This is a genomic window from Rhizobium sp. P1_C7 (assembly GCF_056406295.1).
Genome location: NZ_JBFUAL010000009.1, coordinates 245,568 through 261,396, shown reverse-complemented (window position 1 = coordinate 261,396; position 15,829 = coordinate 245,568). Strand labels below are relative to the sequence as shown.

The 15,829-nt window shown below is 59.9% G+C and carries 14 protein-coding genes; 6 read left to right on the top strand and 8 right to left on the bottom strand.

Annotated features, from left to right (window positions below):
- Positions 1–65: 65 nt before the first annotated feature.
- From AC1D2R_RS16715 to AC1D2R_RS16685, 7 genes are all read right to left on the bottom strand, one after another.
- Positions 66–938: a hypothetical protein gene (locus tag AC1D2R_RS16715; RefSeq protein ID WP_477968498.1), complete on the bottom strand. Its 873-nt coding sequence runs from the start codon at positions 936–938 to the stop codon at positions 66–68.
- A 29-nt stretch (positions 939–967) separates the two neighbouring features.
- Positions 968–1,273: an NIPSNAP family protein gene (locus AC1D2R_RS16710; RefSeq protein ID WP_477968496.1), complete on the bottom strand. Its 306-nt coding sequence runs from the start codon at positions 1,271–1,273 to the stop codon at positions 968–970.
- A gap of 145 nt (positions 1,274–1,418) precedes the next feature.
- Positions 1,419–2,480, bottom strand: a complete 1,062-nt coding sequence (locus tag AC1D2R_RS16705) for an ABC transporter ATP-binding protein (RefSeq protein WP_477968494.1) — start codon at positions 2,478–2,480, stop codon at positions 1,419–1,421.
- 14 nt (positions 2,481–2,494) lie between these two features.
- Entirely contained in the window at positions 2,495–3,283 is a 789-nt protein-coding gene (locus AC1D2R_RS16700) for an ABC transporter permease (RefSeq protein ID WP_477968492.1), read from the bottom strand.
- Entirely contained in the window at positions 3,280–4,173 is an 894-nt protein-coding gene (locus AC1D2R_RS16695; RefSeq protein ID WP_477968490.1) for an ABC transporter permease, read from the bottom strand. Before AC1D2R_RS16695 ends, AC1D2R_RS16700 begins: the two co-directional genes overlap by 4 nt.
- Before the next feature lie 75 nt (positions 4,174–4,248).
- Positions 4,249–5,352 carry an ABC transporter substrate-binding protein gene (locus AC1D2R_RS16690; protein ID WP_477968489.1) on the bottom strand — a complete coding sequence of 368 codons (1,104 nt, stop codon included), beginning with the start codon at positions 5,350–5,352 and terminating at the stop codon, positions 4,249–4,251.
- A gap of 179 nt (positions 5,353–5,531) precedes the next feature.
- Positions 5,532–6,404, bottom strand: coding sequence for a MurR/RpiR family transcriptional regulator (locus tag AC1D2R_RS16685; protein ID WP_477968487.1), 873 nt, complete (start codon positions 6,402–6,404; stop codon positions 5,532–5,534).
- 159 nt (positions 6,405–6,563) lie between these two features.
- On the opposite strand from AC1D2R_RS16685, the gene AC1D2R_RS16680 reads away from it, so the two are divergent.
- The 6 genes from AC1D2R_RS16680 (at position 6,564) to AC1D2R_RS16655 (ending at position 14,143) form a co-directional block, all read left to right on the top strand.
- Positions 6,564–7,358, top strand: a complete 795-nt coding sequence (locus AC1D2R_RS16680; RefSeq protein WP_477968485.1) for an N-formylglutamate amidohydrolase — start codon at positions 6,564–6,566, stop codon at positions 7,356–7,358.
- A 126-nt stretch (positions 7,359–7,484) separates the two neighbouring features.
- On the top strand, positions 7,485–9,032 hold the full coding sequence (locus AC1D2R_RS16675; protein ID WP_477968484.1) for an amino acid permease: 1,548 nt from the start codon (positions 7,485–7,487) through the stop codon (positions 9,030–9,032).
- A gap of 147 nt (positions 9,033–9,179) precedes the next feature.
- Positions 9,180–10,547 carry a glutamine synthetase family protein gene (locus tag AC1D2R_RS16670; protein ID WP_477968482.1) on the top strand — a complete coding sequence of 456 codons (1,368 nt, stop codon included), beginning with the start codon at positions 9,180–9,182 and terminating at the stop codon, positions 10,545–10,547.
- Between the two features lie 108 nt (positions 10,548–10,655).
- Positions 10,656–12,041, top strand: a complete 1,386-nt coding sequence (locus AC1D2R_RS16665) for an aldehyde dehydrogenase family protein (protein WP_477968479.1) — start codon at positions 10,656–10,658, stop codon at positions 12,039–12,041.
- Positions 12,038–13,189, top strand: a complete 1,152-nt coding sequence (locus AC1D2R_RS16660) for an iron-containing alcohol dehydrogenase (RefSeq protein ID WP_477968477.1) — start codon at positions 12,038–12,040, stop codon at positions 13,187–13,189. The genes AC1D2R_RS16665 and AC1D2R_RS16660 overlap by 4 nt, the downstream gene beginning before the upstream one ends.
- A 240-nt stretch (positions 13,190–13,429) precedes the next feature.
- Positions 13,430–14,143, top strand: coding sequence for an AAA family ATPase (locus tag AC1D2R_RS16655; protein ID WP_477968475.1), 714 nt, complete (start codon positions 13,430–13,432; stop codon positions 14,141–14,143).
- A 141-nt stretch (positions 14,144–14,284) separates the two neighbouring features.
- Here AC1D2R_RS16655 and AC1D2R_RS16650 read toward each other — a convergent pair whose 3' ends face one another.
- Positions 14,285–15,637: a L,D-transpeptidase family protein gene (locus AC1D2R_RS16650; RefSeq protein WP_477968473.1), complete on the bottom strand. Its 1,353-nt coding sequence runs from the start codon at positions 15,635–15,637 to the stop codon at positions 14,285–14,287.
- Positions 15,638–15,829 lie beyond the last annotated feature (192 nt).

The window sequence follows — 15,829 nt, the reverse complement described above, 5'->3', positions numbered from 1 at the left end:
GCGTCAGGAAAGTGATTGAGCGTCAGCCGCTAACGGACTGATCCTCAATCGGAAAAACGCGTCATTCATGCAGTCAGTTCGACAAGCAGCGCTGTCGTGTCATCGCTCTGCTTGAACCGCGGGAAGCGATGCCCCTCCGGGTCGATCTCACGTTCCAAGCGCCTCAGCTCGTCGACCATGGGCGCCAACCCCTTGTCGAGCGCAGTCTGCACCAGGCTTGCCGCCGTATAGGCCGAATAGAGGACGACGAGATCCGAGAAGCCGTCGCTGCAGACGATGGCATGGCTCGTGCCCTTTATCCGCAGCTCTTGCGAGACGAGATGGTCGGCTGCATCAGGCACCAGCCCCAGCGTCCAGACACCGCTGTCGGCCGCGTTCTGGCTCTCCCGGTGTCGGCGCAATGCCGCAAGCGTTTCCGGATTGCCGAGGGCGCCGCCGCCCCTGGTGATGCCGCCGGTGCGGGCAATGTGGCTTCGGGCGTGCATCTGCTCATTCGCATAGGCGTCGGGGATCGCCATATGCAGGCTCGCAGAGCCGTCATCGCGCAGCAGGAACAGGCAGGAATCGCCCAGGCCGATGAACGAAAGAGAGCTGTGTGTGGCATGCACCATGGCAAAGGCCGCCAGCGGCCAGGCATAGCGAGGCACGTCGGCATTGCGACCCAGAAAGGTAGCGCGAGCCTGAAGCGAGAGGGCGCGCGAAACGTCCGGGATCGGGCTGTCGCGGGTAACATTCTGCTGGAATCCGTGCGCAAAGCGCTCGGCGATCCATGCCGCGTCGCTGCCGGCCTCCTCGACATATCGGCGATCGCCAAGGCCGGTTGCACCGTCAATGACGAAGGCGCAGGCCTCGTTGTGCCCGAAGCGGTCGTCGTTCGGCTTTTCCGGATTGCCGGGGCTGGTGACGGTATCGAGAATTCTTATTCGCGGTTCAGACATCATAGCTTTGTCACCTTGGCTCGCCCGGTCTAGCCGAGGACAGGGCGCATGAAGCTGCGCTCGTAGCTGATGATGCTGCGATTGCGGCGGTCGAGCTCGAAGGCTGCCTGGCATTCAGGGTCGGCAGTCATGCGGGTGCGATAATCTTCATAGGCGGCAAGACTCGGAAAGGAGAAGAGCGCGACGGCGATATTGCTGGCGCCTTCCGAGGGCAGGAAGTAGCCGTGGTGGTTGCCGCCCATCCGATTGACGATCGGGATCCAGAGGCGTGCGTATTCTTCGAATTCCGGGATCTTGTAGGGATCGAGCACGTAGCGCAGATGGCAGGTAATCATTGAAAAGATCTCTTGTGGGAGGTTCGCCGGGAGAGAAACCGCCCGACATGACGATAGTGCGCGCCTTGCGATCTCGCCGCAAGCCGGTCGTTCAGCAAACGCGAAAGGGCGCAGTCGATGACGGCGCCCTTCGTCGGCAAGCCTATCAGTCGCGAATGACGAGAAGGTCGGCAGCCATGAAACGCAGCGTCACGGTTTCGCCTGTTGCCGGCGGCTTGACGCCCGGGCTGTTGAACATGTCGAAGGAAATGACGTTGCCACCGACGTTCATGCGGGTACGAATGACAGATCCCAGAAAATGTGCGGAGACCACTTCGCCTCTCAGCGCCGTATCGCTGGCGATCGTATCGGACAGCGAGCCGGCTTCCGGACGCAGGGCGAGCGACACCGTATCTCCCGCCTTGAAGGCGGCGACCGATTGCTTCAGCGTTACGCCCTGATCGCCGATCTGGATGCGGTTTGCGGCCGGATCGATCACCTTCGCGTCGATGATGTTCAGCGTCCCGACGAACGAGGCGACGAAGCGCGTGGCTGGTCTGTTGTAGATCTCGAAGGGCGTGCCGATCTGGTCCGCGCGGCCGCCATTCATGACGACGATGCGGTCGGAGATCGACAGCGCCTCCTCCTGATCGTGGGTGACGAACACCGTGGTGATGCCGAGTTTCTGCTGGATGGCGCGGATTTCTTCGCGCAGCGATACGCGGATCTTGGCGTCGAGTGCAGAGAGCGGTTCGTCGAGCAGGAGAACCTGTGGCTTCACGGCAAGCGCGCGTGCAAGCGCGACGCGCTGTTGCTGGCCGCCTGACAGCTGATAGGGATAGCGATCGGCAAGATGGTCGAGCTTTATGAGGCCCAACATCTCCTTGACGCGTTGATCGATCTCAGCCTGGGGAGCGCCTGCCACCTTCAGGCCGAAGGCGACGTTGTCCCGGACGCTCATGTTCGGAAACAATGCATAGGCCTGGAAGACCATGCCGATGTTTCGCTTGTTCGGCTTGAGATTGCCTTGTTCCTTGCCACCGATGGCGATCCGGCCGGCCGTCGGCGTTTCGAATCCGGCGATCATGCGCAAGACCGTCGTCTTGCCGCAGCCGGACGGACCGAGGAAGGAAATGAATTCGCCCTTCTCGATCTGCATGTTGAAGTCATGCACGACCTGTACGTTGCCGAAGGATTTCTTGAGGTTTGCGAGTTCGAGAAAAGCCATGAAAACCAAATACCTTACGACTTAGCCGGGGCGGCTCTGTGGAAGCGGGAGACGAGCTGGAGCAGGCCCATGCTGAGCCAGGTAATCGAGAAGGCGATGACCGCCAGTGCGGATGGTTCGTAAGCGCGGTTGGCGCCGACCAGCTGCAAATAGGGGCCAAAAGCCGGGCGATTGAGCAGGGCGGCCATGGTGAATTCACCCATGACGATTGCGAGCGTGATGAAGGCGCCCGAAAGCACGCCGCTCATGACATTCGGGAAAATGCACTTGAACATGATCGTCGTCCACTTCGCACCGAGGCTTTCGGCCGCCTCCGTCAGCGTGCGGACGTCGATCGCGCGCATAGCGGTATCCACGGCCCGATACATGTAGGGCAGGGAGAGCGTGACGTAGGAGAAGACGAGCAGGACGTTCGTGCCGGTGGTCGATCCGGTCAATGGCAGCATCGACGATGAATTGTACATGCGCAGATAGCCGAAGACGATGACAATGGCCGGGATGACCAGCGGCAAAAGCGTGATGAATTCGACCACCGGACGGATCTGCGGCAGGCGCAGGCGAACCCAATAGGCGGTCGGCACGACGAGAAGCATGCCGAAAACAATCGTGAGAAGTGCCATCAGCATCGAAAAGCCGAAGGTTTGCCGGAACTGGGCATCGGAAAAGACCGAAGCATAGGCGTCGAAACTATATGTGCCGCGCCGCATGCGCAGCGAGAACTCGATCGTGGCGATCAGCGGCAATACGAAATAGATCGCGCCGAGTGCTGTGGCGATCCATGCTCCAAGGCGTGGTGTCTTCATTTTTGCCACCGTTCAGCGCGCATGCGCAGCAGAATGTAGAACAGGTTGGACAGGCCCGTGATGACGATCATCCCGAGCGCGAGCGCGTAGCCCAGATTGGCGTTGTGAAGCACGTCGCCACGGATCTGTGCGTAAAGCAGGATCGGCACGATGTTGAGCGCGCTTCCTGTCAGGGCATAGGCTGTGGCGATCGCGCCGAAGGCGTTGGCGAACAGAAGCAGGGTGGTGCCCATCAGGCTCGGCCAGAGGATTGGAAAGGCGATCATGCGCCAATATTGGCCATTCGAGGCGCCGAGAATAGACGCGGCTTCCTTCCACTCTTTTTTCATTCCGTCGAGCGCCGGCGTCAGGATCAGCACCATCAGCGGGATCTGGAAGTACATGTAGGTGAGGGTCAGGCCGAGGAAGCTCAGAAGGTTGAAGCCGGTCGAATAAAGGTTGAAGCCGAACCAGTCGCGCATCAGAACGGTGACGAGGCCAGTGCGTCCGAGTGTGGCCAGGAAGGCGAAGGCGAGCGGTACGCCGGCGAAGTTCGAGGCGACACCGGAAAAGGTCAACAGGCCGGAACGGACCCAGTGGGGAAGGCCGCCGAGCACAACCGCCCATGCGAGCAGGAAGCCGATTAGCGCGCCGCCGAGCGCCGATGCGACCGACACCTTGATGCTGATCCAGTAGGCGCTCATGATCGAAGGCGTGAACAGGTCGGCGATGTTTTTAAGGGTAAGATCACCGTCCGGCGTCAGGAATGCGCCGGCTACCAGATAGACCGTCGGAATGATGAGAAACATCAGCGCAAAAATCATGAATGGCGCTATGCCGAGCCAGTCAATGACCCTGTCGCGGCTTATCAGGGGCGTGGTGCTGGCCACGGGTGTTGAAACACTGCTCATATACGACAGCCTTATCGGGCAACAGACAGGGAGACCTCTCCGCCACCAAAGGCAGCGGAGAGGCAATTATTCGACTTACTTGACGTTGGCGCCGACCACGGAATCCCAGTTCTTGGTGATGGTTTCCTTGGCTGCTCCCTGCTGTTCAAGCGTCGGGAAGATTGCCTTTTCGTAGGCAGCCGCCGGCGGAAGCTTGTCGAGCAGTTCCTTCGGGATCTTGTTGTTCTTTGCAAGATCGTTGAAGCGGATCGGGTGGCAATAGCCCTTCAGCCATCCGAGCTGGCCTTCGTCGGAATAGAGGTATTCCATCCAGAGCTTTGCGGCGTTCGGATGCGGTGCGAAAGCGGAGATCGCCTGAACGTAGACGCCGGCGACGACGCCCGTCTTCGGAACCACGACTTCAAACGGCGGGTTGCCCTTCAGGCTTTCGCCCCACGAAAGCGCGTTATAGTCCCACGCTACGATGATCGGGGTCGAGCCCTGGGCAAACGGAGCAGCCTTGCCGGTAACCGGAACGAAGTTGCCGCTCTTGTTGAGTTCGGCAAAGAACTTCAGGCCTTCATCGCCAGCCTTGGCAATGTCGCCACCTGCAGCGGACAGGCCGGATGCGAAGACGCCCTGAACTGCCTGGTTTGCCGTGCGCGGGTCACCGGCGAGCGCGACGGAGTTGGCATAGTCGCTCTTCTTGAGGTCAGCCCAATCCGTCGGGGATTCCTTGACGAGGTCCTTGTTCACCAGGAACGAGAGGACGCCGTAGTAATCGCCGTACCAGAAGCCGTCGGCATCCTTGGCGCTGTCGGGAATGGAGTCCCAGGTCGAGACCTTGTAGGGCTGGATCAGGCCGTCGGCCTTTGCAGACGGGCCGAATGAGAGACCGACGTCGATCACGTCGGGAGCCTGCGGGCCGGTGTTGCCCTTGTTGGCCTTGATTGCTTCGATTTCATCGCCCGAACCTGCGTCCGGGTTCAGTTCGTTGACGTCCAGGCCGTACTTGGCCTTGAAGCCGGCGATGACGTCGCCGTAGCCGCACCAGTCGTGCGGCAGAGCGATCGTCGTCAGGGTGCCTTCCTTCTTGGCGGCAGCGATAAGTTCCGCGCTCGGCTCGGCGGCCGCGATTGCTGTCGAAGCGACGACAATTGCAGTAGAAAGCGAAAGCAGTCTAGAAATATTAGAGATCACTGTTGTTCTCCTTCGGGTTCAGTGTCCGGCGATGCTGTTACTGACGTTGCGTGAAGCTAGTATGACATCTGGATGACGACCGTTTTTCTTTTGTATCGCAGATATTTGCCGGTGGTGCTTCATTTGCGACAAGTTTTTTCGCGGGCGTCTGCATCGTCATGCTTTTTTTACTTGCCCTCCTAACCAAGTTTACGGAAGAGCTTGGTCTGCTCGAACAGCCCCTCCAGCGTCTTCATGCGCTCCTTCGTTTCATCCCATGTCGAGTTCTGAACCGCTTCGATCAGCGCCTCGACAATGAAAAGAGTGACGACGGAAGAATCCCAGGCCGATGGCGCCTCGATCTGCACGCGAAACGTATGGCGCGCCAATTTGGCGACCGGAGAGCCCCATTGATCGGTAAAGACGATGATCTCCGCACCACACTTGCGCGCAGCGGTGGCGAGGCTCACCATCTCCTGCTCGTAGCGGCGGATATCGAAGATGATCAGCAGGTCGCCCGGCCTCATGTTCAGAACATATTGCGGCCAGCTGCTGGAATTCGACGAAAGCAGCGTGGTGTTCGGGCGGATGACCTGCATATGCGTAAAGAAATATTCGGCCAGCGCCCCTGTGATGCGGCCGCCGACGAAATACAGACCGCGCTTGCGATCGGACAGAAGTGAGGCGACATTGTCGAAGGTCGCCGTGTCTACGCCGCCGAGCGTCTGTCGCAGATTGCTCATGATCGCGTCGGCAAAGCGGTTGAGGATGTGCGTGCCGGGGGCGTTGGACGCCCAGCGGTCGTGCTTGGCGATCGGATTGGAGATCGTTGCCTCGACTTCGAGATGCAGGTGCGCCTGAAAGTCCGGATAGCCCTTGAAACCCAGCTTCTGAACCATGCGCACGACCGTCGGCGTCGATACGCCGGCGTTTTCGGCAATGGTCGTAATGCTGCCCAGTCCGGAGACAGGATAGTTGTCCAGCAGACTCTCAGCCAACTGCTTTTCGGCACGAGTGAGCGTGCCAAAATGCGAGTGGATTACGTCCGAAACTGTTTTCGACGCAACGGTCACGCGATCTTGCTCCCCGGGACTGGTCTTGTGCCACTTTCCCACTGAAAGTTAACAACGCTGTCACAATCCATGTCAACTGTTGTTGTGAAAAGATTTTTTCAGGATGCGCTTGACAGGGCTTCAAACCTGAAGAATTCTTTTCTTATAAGTATTTTATTAATGATTTGGGATGGTGCGCCTGTGGTGCCTGGTGAGTTCGAGGTCCTAAGCAAATCGGATGGCGAGTGCGTAGCGGTCGAACGGCCGAACGGCGCAAGTCCATTGCTTATCGTTTGCGAACACGCCTCCCGCCTGCTTCCCGAGCGCTATGGTGCGCTCGGCCTTTCCGGTGATGCGCTCAGCAGCCATATTGCATGGGACCCGGGTGCGTTGGCAGTTGCCCGCGGCATTTCGGAAGCGCTTGACGCAACGCTGGTGCACCAGCGTTTTTCGCGGCTCATCTACGACTGCAACAGGCCGCCGGACTCTCCGGGTGCCATGCCGCAGAAGAGCGAAATCTACGATATCCCCGGCAATGCGCATCTCAGCCCGCAAGAGCGCCACGCGCGCACCGAAGCGTTGTATATTCCTTTCCACGATGCCATCCGGGCGCTGATTCGCGACCGCAAGGCGAGGGGGCAGGACACCGTGATTGCAACAGTCCATAGCTTCACTCCCGTTTACCACGGCAAGACGCGTGCCGTGGAAATCGGAATATTGCATGACGAAGACAGCCGCCTTGCGGACAGCATGCTAGCTGACGCCGCAGCCGGCGCGCAGCTTTACAAAGTAGAACGCAACGAACCCTATGGCCCTCTTGACGGTGTGACGCACACGCTGGTCCTGCACGGGCTTTCGAACGGGTTGCGCAATGTAATGATCGAGGTCCGCAATGACCTCATCTCAGACGAAGCCGGTCAAGGGGTCATGACCGGCTATCTGACAGGGCTGCTCCAGCACAGTCTGGACGCCTGACAACAAAACATAAGACCCCAGGGAGCAGTTTAACTGCGATCGGCCCGTAGGCGAAAACGTCACGGGCAATTTGGCACTGGATAATCGGCCGCAATCCCGCGGCTGATCGCTATACAGGGGGAAGTCATGTCCGATTACTCGGAGCTCGACAAAAAGCAGGATGTGCACATCCTGCACTCCATGGGCTATGCCCAGGAGCTTGAACGACGCATGAGCTCGTTCTCGAATTTTGCAGTCTCATTTTCCATCATTTGCATCCTTTCCGGCGGTATCAACTCACTCGCACAGGCGACCGCCGGCGCCGGTGGCGCAGCAATCGGCATCGGGTGGCCGGTTGGCTGCTTCGTTTCGCTGGTGTTTGCCGTCGCGATGGCGCAGATCAGCTCGGCCTATCCAACAGCCGGCGGCCTCTATCACTGGGGTTCGATCCTCGGCAATCGCTTTACCGGTTGGCTGACCGCCTGGTTCAACCTGCTCGGTCTCGTCACGGTTCTCGGCGCCATCAATGTCGGCACCTACTACTTCTTCATGGGCTCCTTCGGCACGAGCTATTTCGGCCTGGCCGATACCACGACGGTCCGCATCGTCTTCCTGGTGATCATCACCGGCGCCCAGGCGCTCGTGAACCACATGGGGATCGGGCTGACCGCGAAGCTCACCGACTTCTCCGGCTACCTTATCTTCGCAACGGCGATCGCTCTGTCTGCGGTTTGCCTGCTCTCAGCACCGTCCTATGACGTGGCGCGCCTCTTCACCTTCGCCAACTATTCCGGCGAAGCGGGCGGCAACGTCTGGCCGGCAACCTCAGGGACATGGGTCTTCCTTCTCGGTCTGCTGCTGCCGATCTACACGATCACCGGCTATGACGCTTCCGCCCATACATCGGAAGAAACCGTCAAGGCGGCCCATTCCGTTCCGCGCGGCATGGTCTCTTCAGTTCTCTGGTCCGCACTGTTCGGCTACATCATGCTTTGCTCGTTCGTTCTGATGCTGCCCAGCATGGACGATGCCGCCAAGCAGGGCTGGAACGTGTTCTTCTGGGCGATGGACAGCCAGGTCAATCCGCTGGTCAAGGATGTGCTCTACTTCGCCATTCTTGTCAGCCAGTGGCTGTGCGGCCTTGCGACCGTTACCTCGGTGTCGCGCATGATCTTCGCCTTCTCGCGTGACGGCGGTCTGCCGGCATCCAAGGCTCTTGCCAAAGTCAGCCCGAAATATCGCACGCCGGTTGCCGCAATCTGGACCGGTTCGATCCTCTCGGTTCTGTTCGTGTGGGGTTCGTCGCTCGTCTCGATCGGCGACACGCCGGTTTACACGATCGTCGTGTCTTGCACGGTCATCTTCCTGTTCTTCTCCTTCGCGATCCCGATCACGCTCGGCCTCTTGGCCTGGGGTTCGTCCAAGTGGGACAAGATGGGTCCGTGGAACATCGGCGAGGGCATGTTCAAGCTGTTTTCGGTCCTGTCGATCCTTGCCATGATCCTGATCTTCGTTCTCGGCGTCCAGCCTCCGAACGGTCCGGCGCTGTACGTCACGGTCGGCTTCCTGGTCCTGACCGCGATTGTCTGGTTCGGCTTCGAAAGCCGCCGCTTCAAGGGTCCTCCGATCGGCGAGGAAGTCGCGCGCCGCCAGGCCGAGATTGCCGCCGCCGAGAAGGCGGTTGGCGAAAGGTAAGCCTGAGGCTTTTCTCTTCAACGACGGGGCCGCTTGTGGCGGCCCCGTTTCCCGGCTCAACGAAAATGCATCAGACGGGCCAGGCTTGCGCCACGGCATGCCCTTTCGTTGCCCCGATTTTCCTATTCCAAGTCAGGCGGATTTAACATGAGCATCTACACCCTCGACGATCTCAAGCAGGATGTTGCCGACGGGCGCATCGATACGGTTCTGGCATGCCAGATAGACATGCAGGGCCGCCTGATGGGCAAGCGCTTCCAGGCCGAGTTTTTCCTGGAGAGCGCCTGGAAGGAGACGCATAGCTGCAATTATCTCGTTGCAACCGACATGGAGATGGAAACCGTCTCCGGCTACAAGGCAACCAGCTGGGAAAAAGGCTACGGCGACTACACGATGAAGCCCGACCTTTCGACGCTGCGCCGCATCCCGTGGCTCGAAGGGACGGCGCTTGTGTTGTGCGACCTGCTCGACCATCACACGCATGAAGACGTGCCGCATTCGCCACGCGCCATCCTGAAGAAGCAGATCAGGCGGCTTGAGGACATGGGCATGAAGGCCTTCATGGCCTCCGAGCTCGAATTCTTTCTTTTCGATCAGACCTACGAGTCGGCACACACCTCGGGCTATCGCAACCTGAAGCTCGCCAGCGCCTATAACGAGGACTACCACATCTTCCAGACCACCAAGGAAGAGGAGGTCATGCGGGCGATCCGCACAGGCCTGCAGGGGGCTGGCATCCCGGTCGAGAATTCGAAAGGCGAAGCCTCAGCCGGCCAGGAGGAAATCAACGTTCGCTATGCCGACGCCCTGACGATGGCCGATCGCCATGCGATCATCAAGAACGGCTGCAAGGAAATCGCCTGGTCGAAAGGCAAGGCGATCACTTTCCTCGCGAAGTGGCACTACAACGCGGCCGGCAGCTCTTCGCATATCCACCAGTCCCTTTGGAGTGCCGACGGCAAGACGCCGCTGTTCTTTGACGAACAGGGCAAGTACGGCATGTCGCCGCTCATGGAAAACTACGTGGCCGGCTTGCTCAGCCACGCGAGCGAGATCACCTATTTCCTCGCGCCCTACATCAATTCCTACAAGCGTTTCATGGCCGGCACCTTCGCACCGACAAAGGCCGTCTGGAGCAAGGACAACCGGACTGCCGGCTATCGCCTGTGCGGCGACGACACCAAGGCAATCCGTATCGAATGCCGCGTCGGCGGTTCCGACCTCAATCCGTACCTCGCCTTTGCGGCGCTGCTTGCCGCCGGTATCGACGGCATCGAGAACAAGCTCACGCTTGAAGACCCGTTCGTCGGTGATGCCTATGGCGCTCGCCGCGTCCGGGAGATTCCCCGGACGTTGCGCGCGGCGACCGCAACGATGACCAAGTCCAAGATGTTGCGCAAAGCCTTCGGCGACGAGGTGATGGACCACTACACGCGCGCTGCCGAATGGGAGCAGGAGGAATACGATCGTCGCATCACCGACTGGGAAGTGGCGCGCGGTTTCGAAAGAGCATAATAGCAATGGCAAAAGCCGGAAGGCGTCCCGCGATACGGTCTCCAGAGTCTGGCGGATTTGTGCGGGATGTCGGCCCGCTTCGGCTCGCGAAAACATAGGAAGATGATCATGGGAATGATCCAATGCATTTCACCGATCGATGGATCGGTTTACGCCGAGCGTCCAGCGCTTTCGCTGGAAGCGGCGAAAGAGGTCGTGGCGCGCGCCCGCAAGGCGCAGAAGTCCTGGGCAAGGCGACCGCTTGAAGAGCGTGTCCAGCTCGTGCTGAAGGGCGCTGCGCGGTTGAATGAAATGTCGGACGTCGTCGTGCCCGAGCTTGCCTGGCAGATGGGGCGCCCGATCCGGTATGGCGGAGAGTACAAAGGTTTCAACGAGCGCTCCAACTACGTCGCCTCGATCGCGGCGGATGCGCTGGCGCCGCTCGTGGTTGAAGCAACCGACAGGTTCGAGCGCCGCATCGAGCGCGAGGCGCATGGCGTCGTATTCGTCGTGGCCCCGTGGAACTACCCCTACATGACGGCCATCAATACGATTGCGCCTGCCTTGATGGCCGGCAATACGGTCGTGCTGAAGCACGCGTCGCAGACGCTTTTGGTCGGCGAGCGGCTGGTTCAGGCCTTTGTCGAGGCGGGTGTGCCCGAGGACGTGTTCCAGAACGTGTTCCTGGACCACGAGACAACCTCGGCACTGATCGCGGCAGGCAGCTTCAATTTCGTCAACTTTACCGGCTCCGTCGAAGGCGGCCGGTCGATGGAGCGGGCCGCGGCTGGCACATTTACGGGCCTCGGCCTCGAGCTCGGCGGAAAGGATCCGGGCTATGTCATGGAAGACGCCGATCTCGACGCTGCCGTCGATACGCTGATGGATGGCGCGACCTACAATTCCGGCCAGTGCTGCTGCGGCATCGAGCGCATTTATGTGCACCAGTCGCTCTATGACAGCTTCGTCGAGAAGTCGGTCGCCTGGGTGTCGAATTACAAGCTCGGCAACCCGCTCGACACGGAGACATCGCTCGGTCCGATGGCCAACAAGCGTTTCGCCAGGGTCGTGCGCGAGCAGATTGCCGATGCCGTTGCCAAGGGTGCCAAGGCGCTGGTCGACCCGAAGCTCTTCCCGGCTGACGACGGTGGCGCCTACCTCGCGCCCCAAGTCCTCGTCGACGTCGATCACTCCATGGCGTTCATGCGCGAAGAGACCTTCGGCCCGGCCGTCGGCATCATGAAGGTGAAGAGCGACGACGAAGCGATCGCGCTGATGAACGACAGCCAGTACGGGCTGACGGCTTCGCTCTGGACCAAGGATGCTGAACGAGCAGGGCGGCTTGGGCGCGAAATCGAAACCGGCACAGTTTTCATGAACCGAGCCGATTATCTCGATCCGGCCCTGTGCTGGACCGGTGTCAAGGAAACCGGCCGTGGCGGCTCGCTCTCCATCATCGGCTTCCAGAATCTGACGCGTCCGAAATCCTACCATCTGAAGAAAGTTACAGCATGAGTGCGCATATCACAGCCAATTGGAGCTATCCGACAGCCTTCAAGCTCGGCCGCGGCCGCATCAAGGAGCTGGCGGACGCCTGCAAGAGCCTCGGCATCAAGAAGCCACTGCTGATCACCGATCGCGGCCTCGCCACGATGGCGATTACCAAAAACGCGCTCGACATCCTGGAAGACGCGGGTCTTGGTCGAGCGATCTTCGCCGACGTCGATCCGAACCCGAACGAGAAGAACCTCGACGCCGGCGTCAAGGCGTTCAAGGACGGCGGTCATGATGGCGTCGTTGCCTTCGGCGGCGGCTCAGGCCTCGATCTCGGCAAGTGCGTGGCCTTCATGGCCGGTCAGACGCGGCCTGTCTGGGATTTCGAGGATATCGGCGACTGGTGGACGCGCGCCAGCGTGGAGAAAATCGCGCCGATCGTCGCCGTCCCGACCACGGCCGGCACCGGATCGGAAGTCGGTCGCGCCAGCGTCATCACCAACTCTGAAACGCATGTAAAGAAGATCATCTTCCATCCGAAGTTTCTGCCGGGCGTCGTCATCGCCGATCCGGAACTGACGGTCGGCATGCCGAAGATCATTACCGCGGGTACCGGCATGGATGCCTTCGCACATTGCCTGGAGGCCTATTCGTCGCCCTTCTATCACCCGATGTCTGCCGGCATCGCACTGGAAGGCATGCGTCTCGTCAAGGAATTCCTGCCGCGCGCCTACAAGGAAGGCACCGATCTGGAAGCACGCGCCAACATGATGTCGGCCGCCGCCATGGGGGCTGTCGCCTTCCAGAAGGGGCTCGGTGCGATCCACGCGCTGTCGCACCCGATCGGCGCCGTCTACAACACTCACCACGGCATGACGAACGCTGTCGTCATGCCGGCAGTGCTTCGCTTCAATCGTTCGGCAATCGAGGACAAGATCGCGCGCGCGGCCGCCTATCTCGGTATTTCCGGGGGCTTCGACGGCTTCTACGACTACGTGCTGAAGCTTCGTTCGGAACTCGGCGTCCCGCAGAATTTGTCGGCGATGGGAATCACGCCGGACAGGATCGATGAGTTGTCGGCGATGGCAATCGAGGATCCGAGCGCCGGCGGCAACCCGGTGGCATTGACGCTGGAAAACACCAAGGCGCTTTTCAAGGATTGCTTCTGAGACAAAAGGCGGACCTCATATTTGGCCCGGGAAGCACTGGCTTTCCGGGCTTTTTTCGTTTCGCAGGACGCCACCCAAGGGTATCTGTGTCCGGATTACGAAAAATCCACGCAGCAATTTAAGCTGCGATCTTTAGGTATTGTTAACCATGTTTGGAAAGGATGCGTTAATCGCACGATGCTTCCGACATTCCGCAACAGAGCGATGGCGGGCTCGTGAATTTCCCCTCGAGGACCAGACATGCCAGTCATCACATTTGCAAACACCAAGGGCGGGGCCGGTAAGACGACGGCCGTCCTTCTTCTCGCGACCGAGCTTGCCCGCAAGGGGTATCGCGTCACGATCCTCGACGCCGATCCGCAGCATTGGATTTCCCGATGGCATGACGTCTCCGGCCATGTGCAGAACGTTTCGGTGATTGATTTCGTGACGTCGGCATCGCTGCCGCAGCATATTTCGGAAAACAAGCACAACACCGACTACTTCATCATCGATCTGCCGGGTGCGCGCAATCCGCTGCTTGCGACTGCAATCGGCCTTTCCGATCACGTGCTTATCCCGATCCAGGGCTGCGCCATGGACGCGCGCGGTGGTGCGCAGGTGCTGGAATTGCTGAATTATCTCGACGAAAAGGCGGGTATCAGGATCAGCCATTCGGTTGTGCTGACCCGCGTCAGCTCCATGGTCACGACGCGAGCCCTGGCGCTCGTCAAGTCGCTGCTCAGCCAGCGTCAGGTGCCTGTCCTCGATACGGCCATCATCGAGCGTTCCGCCTTCCGCGACATCTTCGATTGCGGCGGGACCCTGCATTCGATGGACCCGGGGCGCGTCAGCAATCTCGACAAGGCCCGCGAGAACGCTCTCTGTTTTGCCGAGGAGATCATGAACAAGCTGCCGGTCAGGCTTTCCTCCGCCGCCCGCATGACGGGACCGCTCGTCCGCTCTGCGGCGTAAGGGCCAACCGCTTTTCTGAGACGATGCGCGCCCCGGTCCGCTAGGGGCGCATTTCCTGTAGCTGCACCTGCTTTCGTGTTGGATCAGGACGGCTTGCCAATCTCGGCGAATGTCCACGCGTGGACATGTGGTCCTTCAGCGTCAATCCACGAATTCGACGGTAACGCCGGGTTTGACCATCTTTGCCAGCTCGGTCGCGTCCCAGTTTGTGAGACGAATGCAGCCGTGGCTTTGCGTTCGGCCGATCTTCGACGGTTCCGGGGTTCCATGGATCCCGTAGGTTGGCTTCGAAAGTGCCATCCAGACCGTGCCGACGGGGCCGTTCGGCCCTGGCGGAATGTTCAGGATCTTGTCATTGTCGCCCTGCTGGAAGTTGATCTTCGGATTGTAGGTGTAACCCGGATTGAACGCGACGCGTTCGACTGTCACCGTGCCTGACGGCGACGGGGTGTCGGTGGAACCGATGGAGGCGGGGTATGCGGCAACCAGACCGCCGGATGCGTCATAGGCGAAAATCTGCTTCTTGCCCTTGTCGGCGATGATACGCGCTACACTGCCGCTCTTGACCTCGCCCGGATTGATCACCTTGACGATCGTGCCGGGCACCGTGAAATCCGCACCCGGATTGATGTCCTTCAGGAAGCCTTCATCCATGTGAAAGCGCTCGGCCAGCATCTCCGTCGTGGAGGTATAGGCAAGCGACGACAGGGCAGCCTTGTGTGCGTAGTCTTCCGGGATCTCGGCGACATACGGACCGGCGGCGTCGGCGGGCGTGATCGTGTAGCTCACGAGCGGCAGGCCACCGGACATGCGGAGCTGTTCGAGAATGGCATCGGTGTTGTTGGGATCCAGCGTTTCGCCGGTCATCTCCTGATAGGCGTAAATCGCCTTGGTGACGTTTGTGCCCATATGGCCGTCTATGGCGCCGGGAGAGATGCCCGCGCGGTCGAGAAACACCTGAAGCGCCACGATCTCAGACTTCGACTTGTTCTTCAGGGTGATAACAGGCTCCGAAGGCGGCTTCGGTTGCATCATGTCAGGTTGCTGTTGATCCGGCTCGATTGAGGCATAGTCGCCGTCGTTTTGCGGGTACGGCTGCTCGTCCAGCGGCTGGCGATCGATGGAGGCATCGCGTGTGATGGAGCCCGTCACGGCGCCGCGTTCCGAGTAGCGGGTATCGCCGTACTGGTCGTCGCGATAATAGGGATCATTGTTGTAGACCTCACGGCTGGGCGGCGGCGGATAGTATCCGCGTGCGCGCGCTTCCGTAGCGATGATGTTGCCATAGCGGTCGACGAGCACCCGATTGCCGCGACGGTCACGGGCATAGCCGGCACCGGTGGGGACGTAGTCGAGAATGTCACCGTTCGGTGCTACGAAAACGACGCTGTTCTGGCGCCGGTTGAAGAACTGCGCGTCGGCGTCTGGAGCCAGCGCCGCAACGGCCAGCACCACAATTGTCCCAGACAATGCCGATTTGAAAAAGCGATTCACGTCTTCGTATCCTTCAGTGACAGAGCCGACACACACCTGCGAATTTTGACGCTAGTGTGGAATTTATGAAATCGTGCTGAATAAAAGATAAAAAACTCCCGATTTTCCGTTTGCTCATAAACATTTGAGACCGCCAGGCGGTTCCACGGAAATTGGCGCCTGAACAAGTGCCCTGCGCGATTGACGAAACGT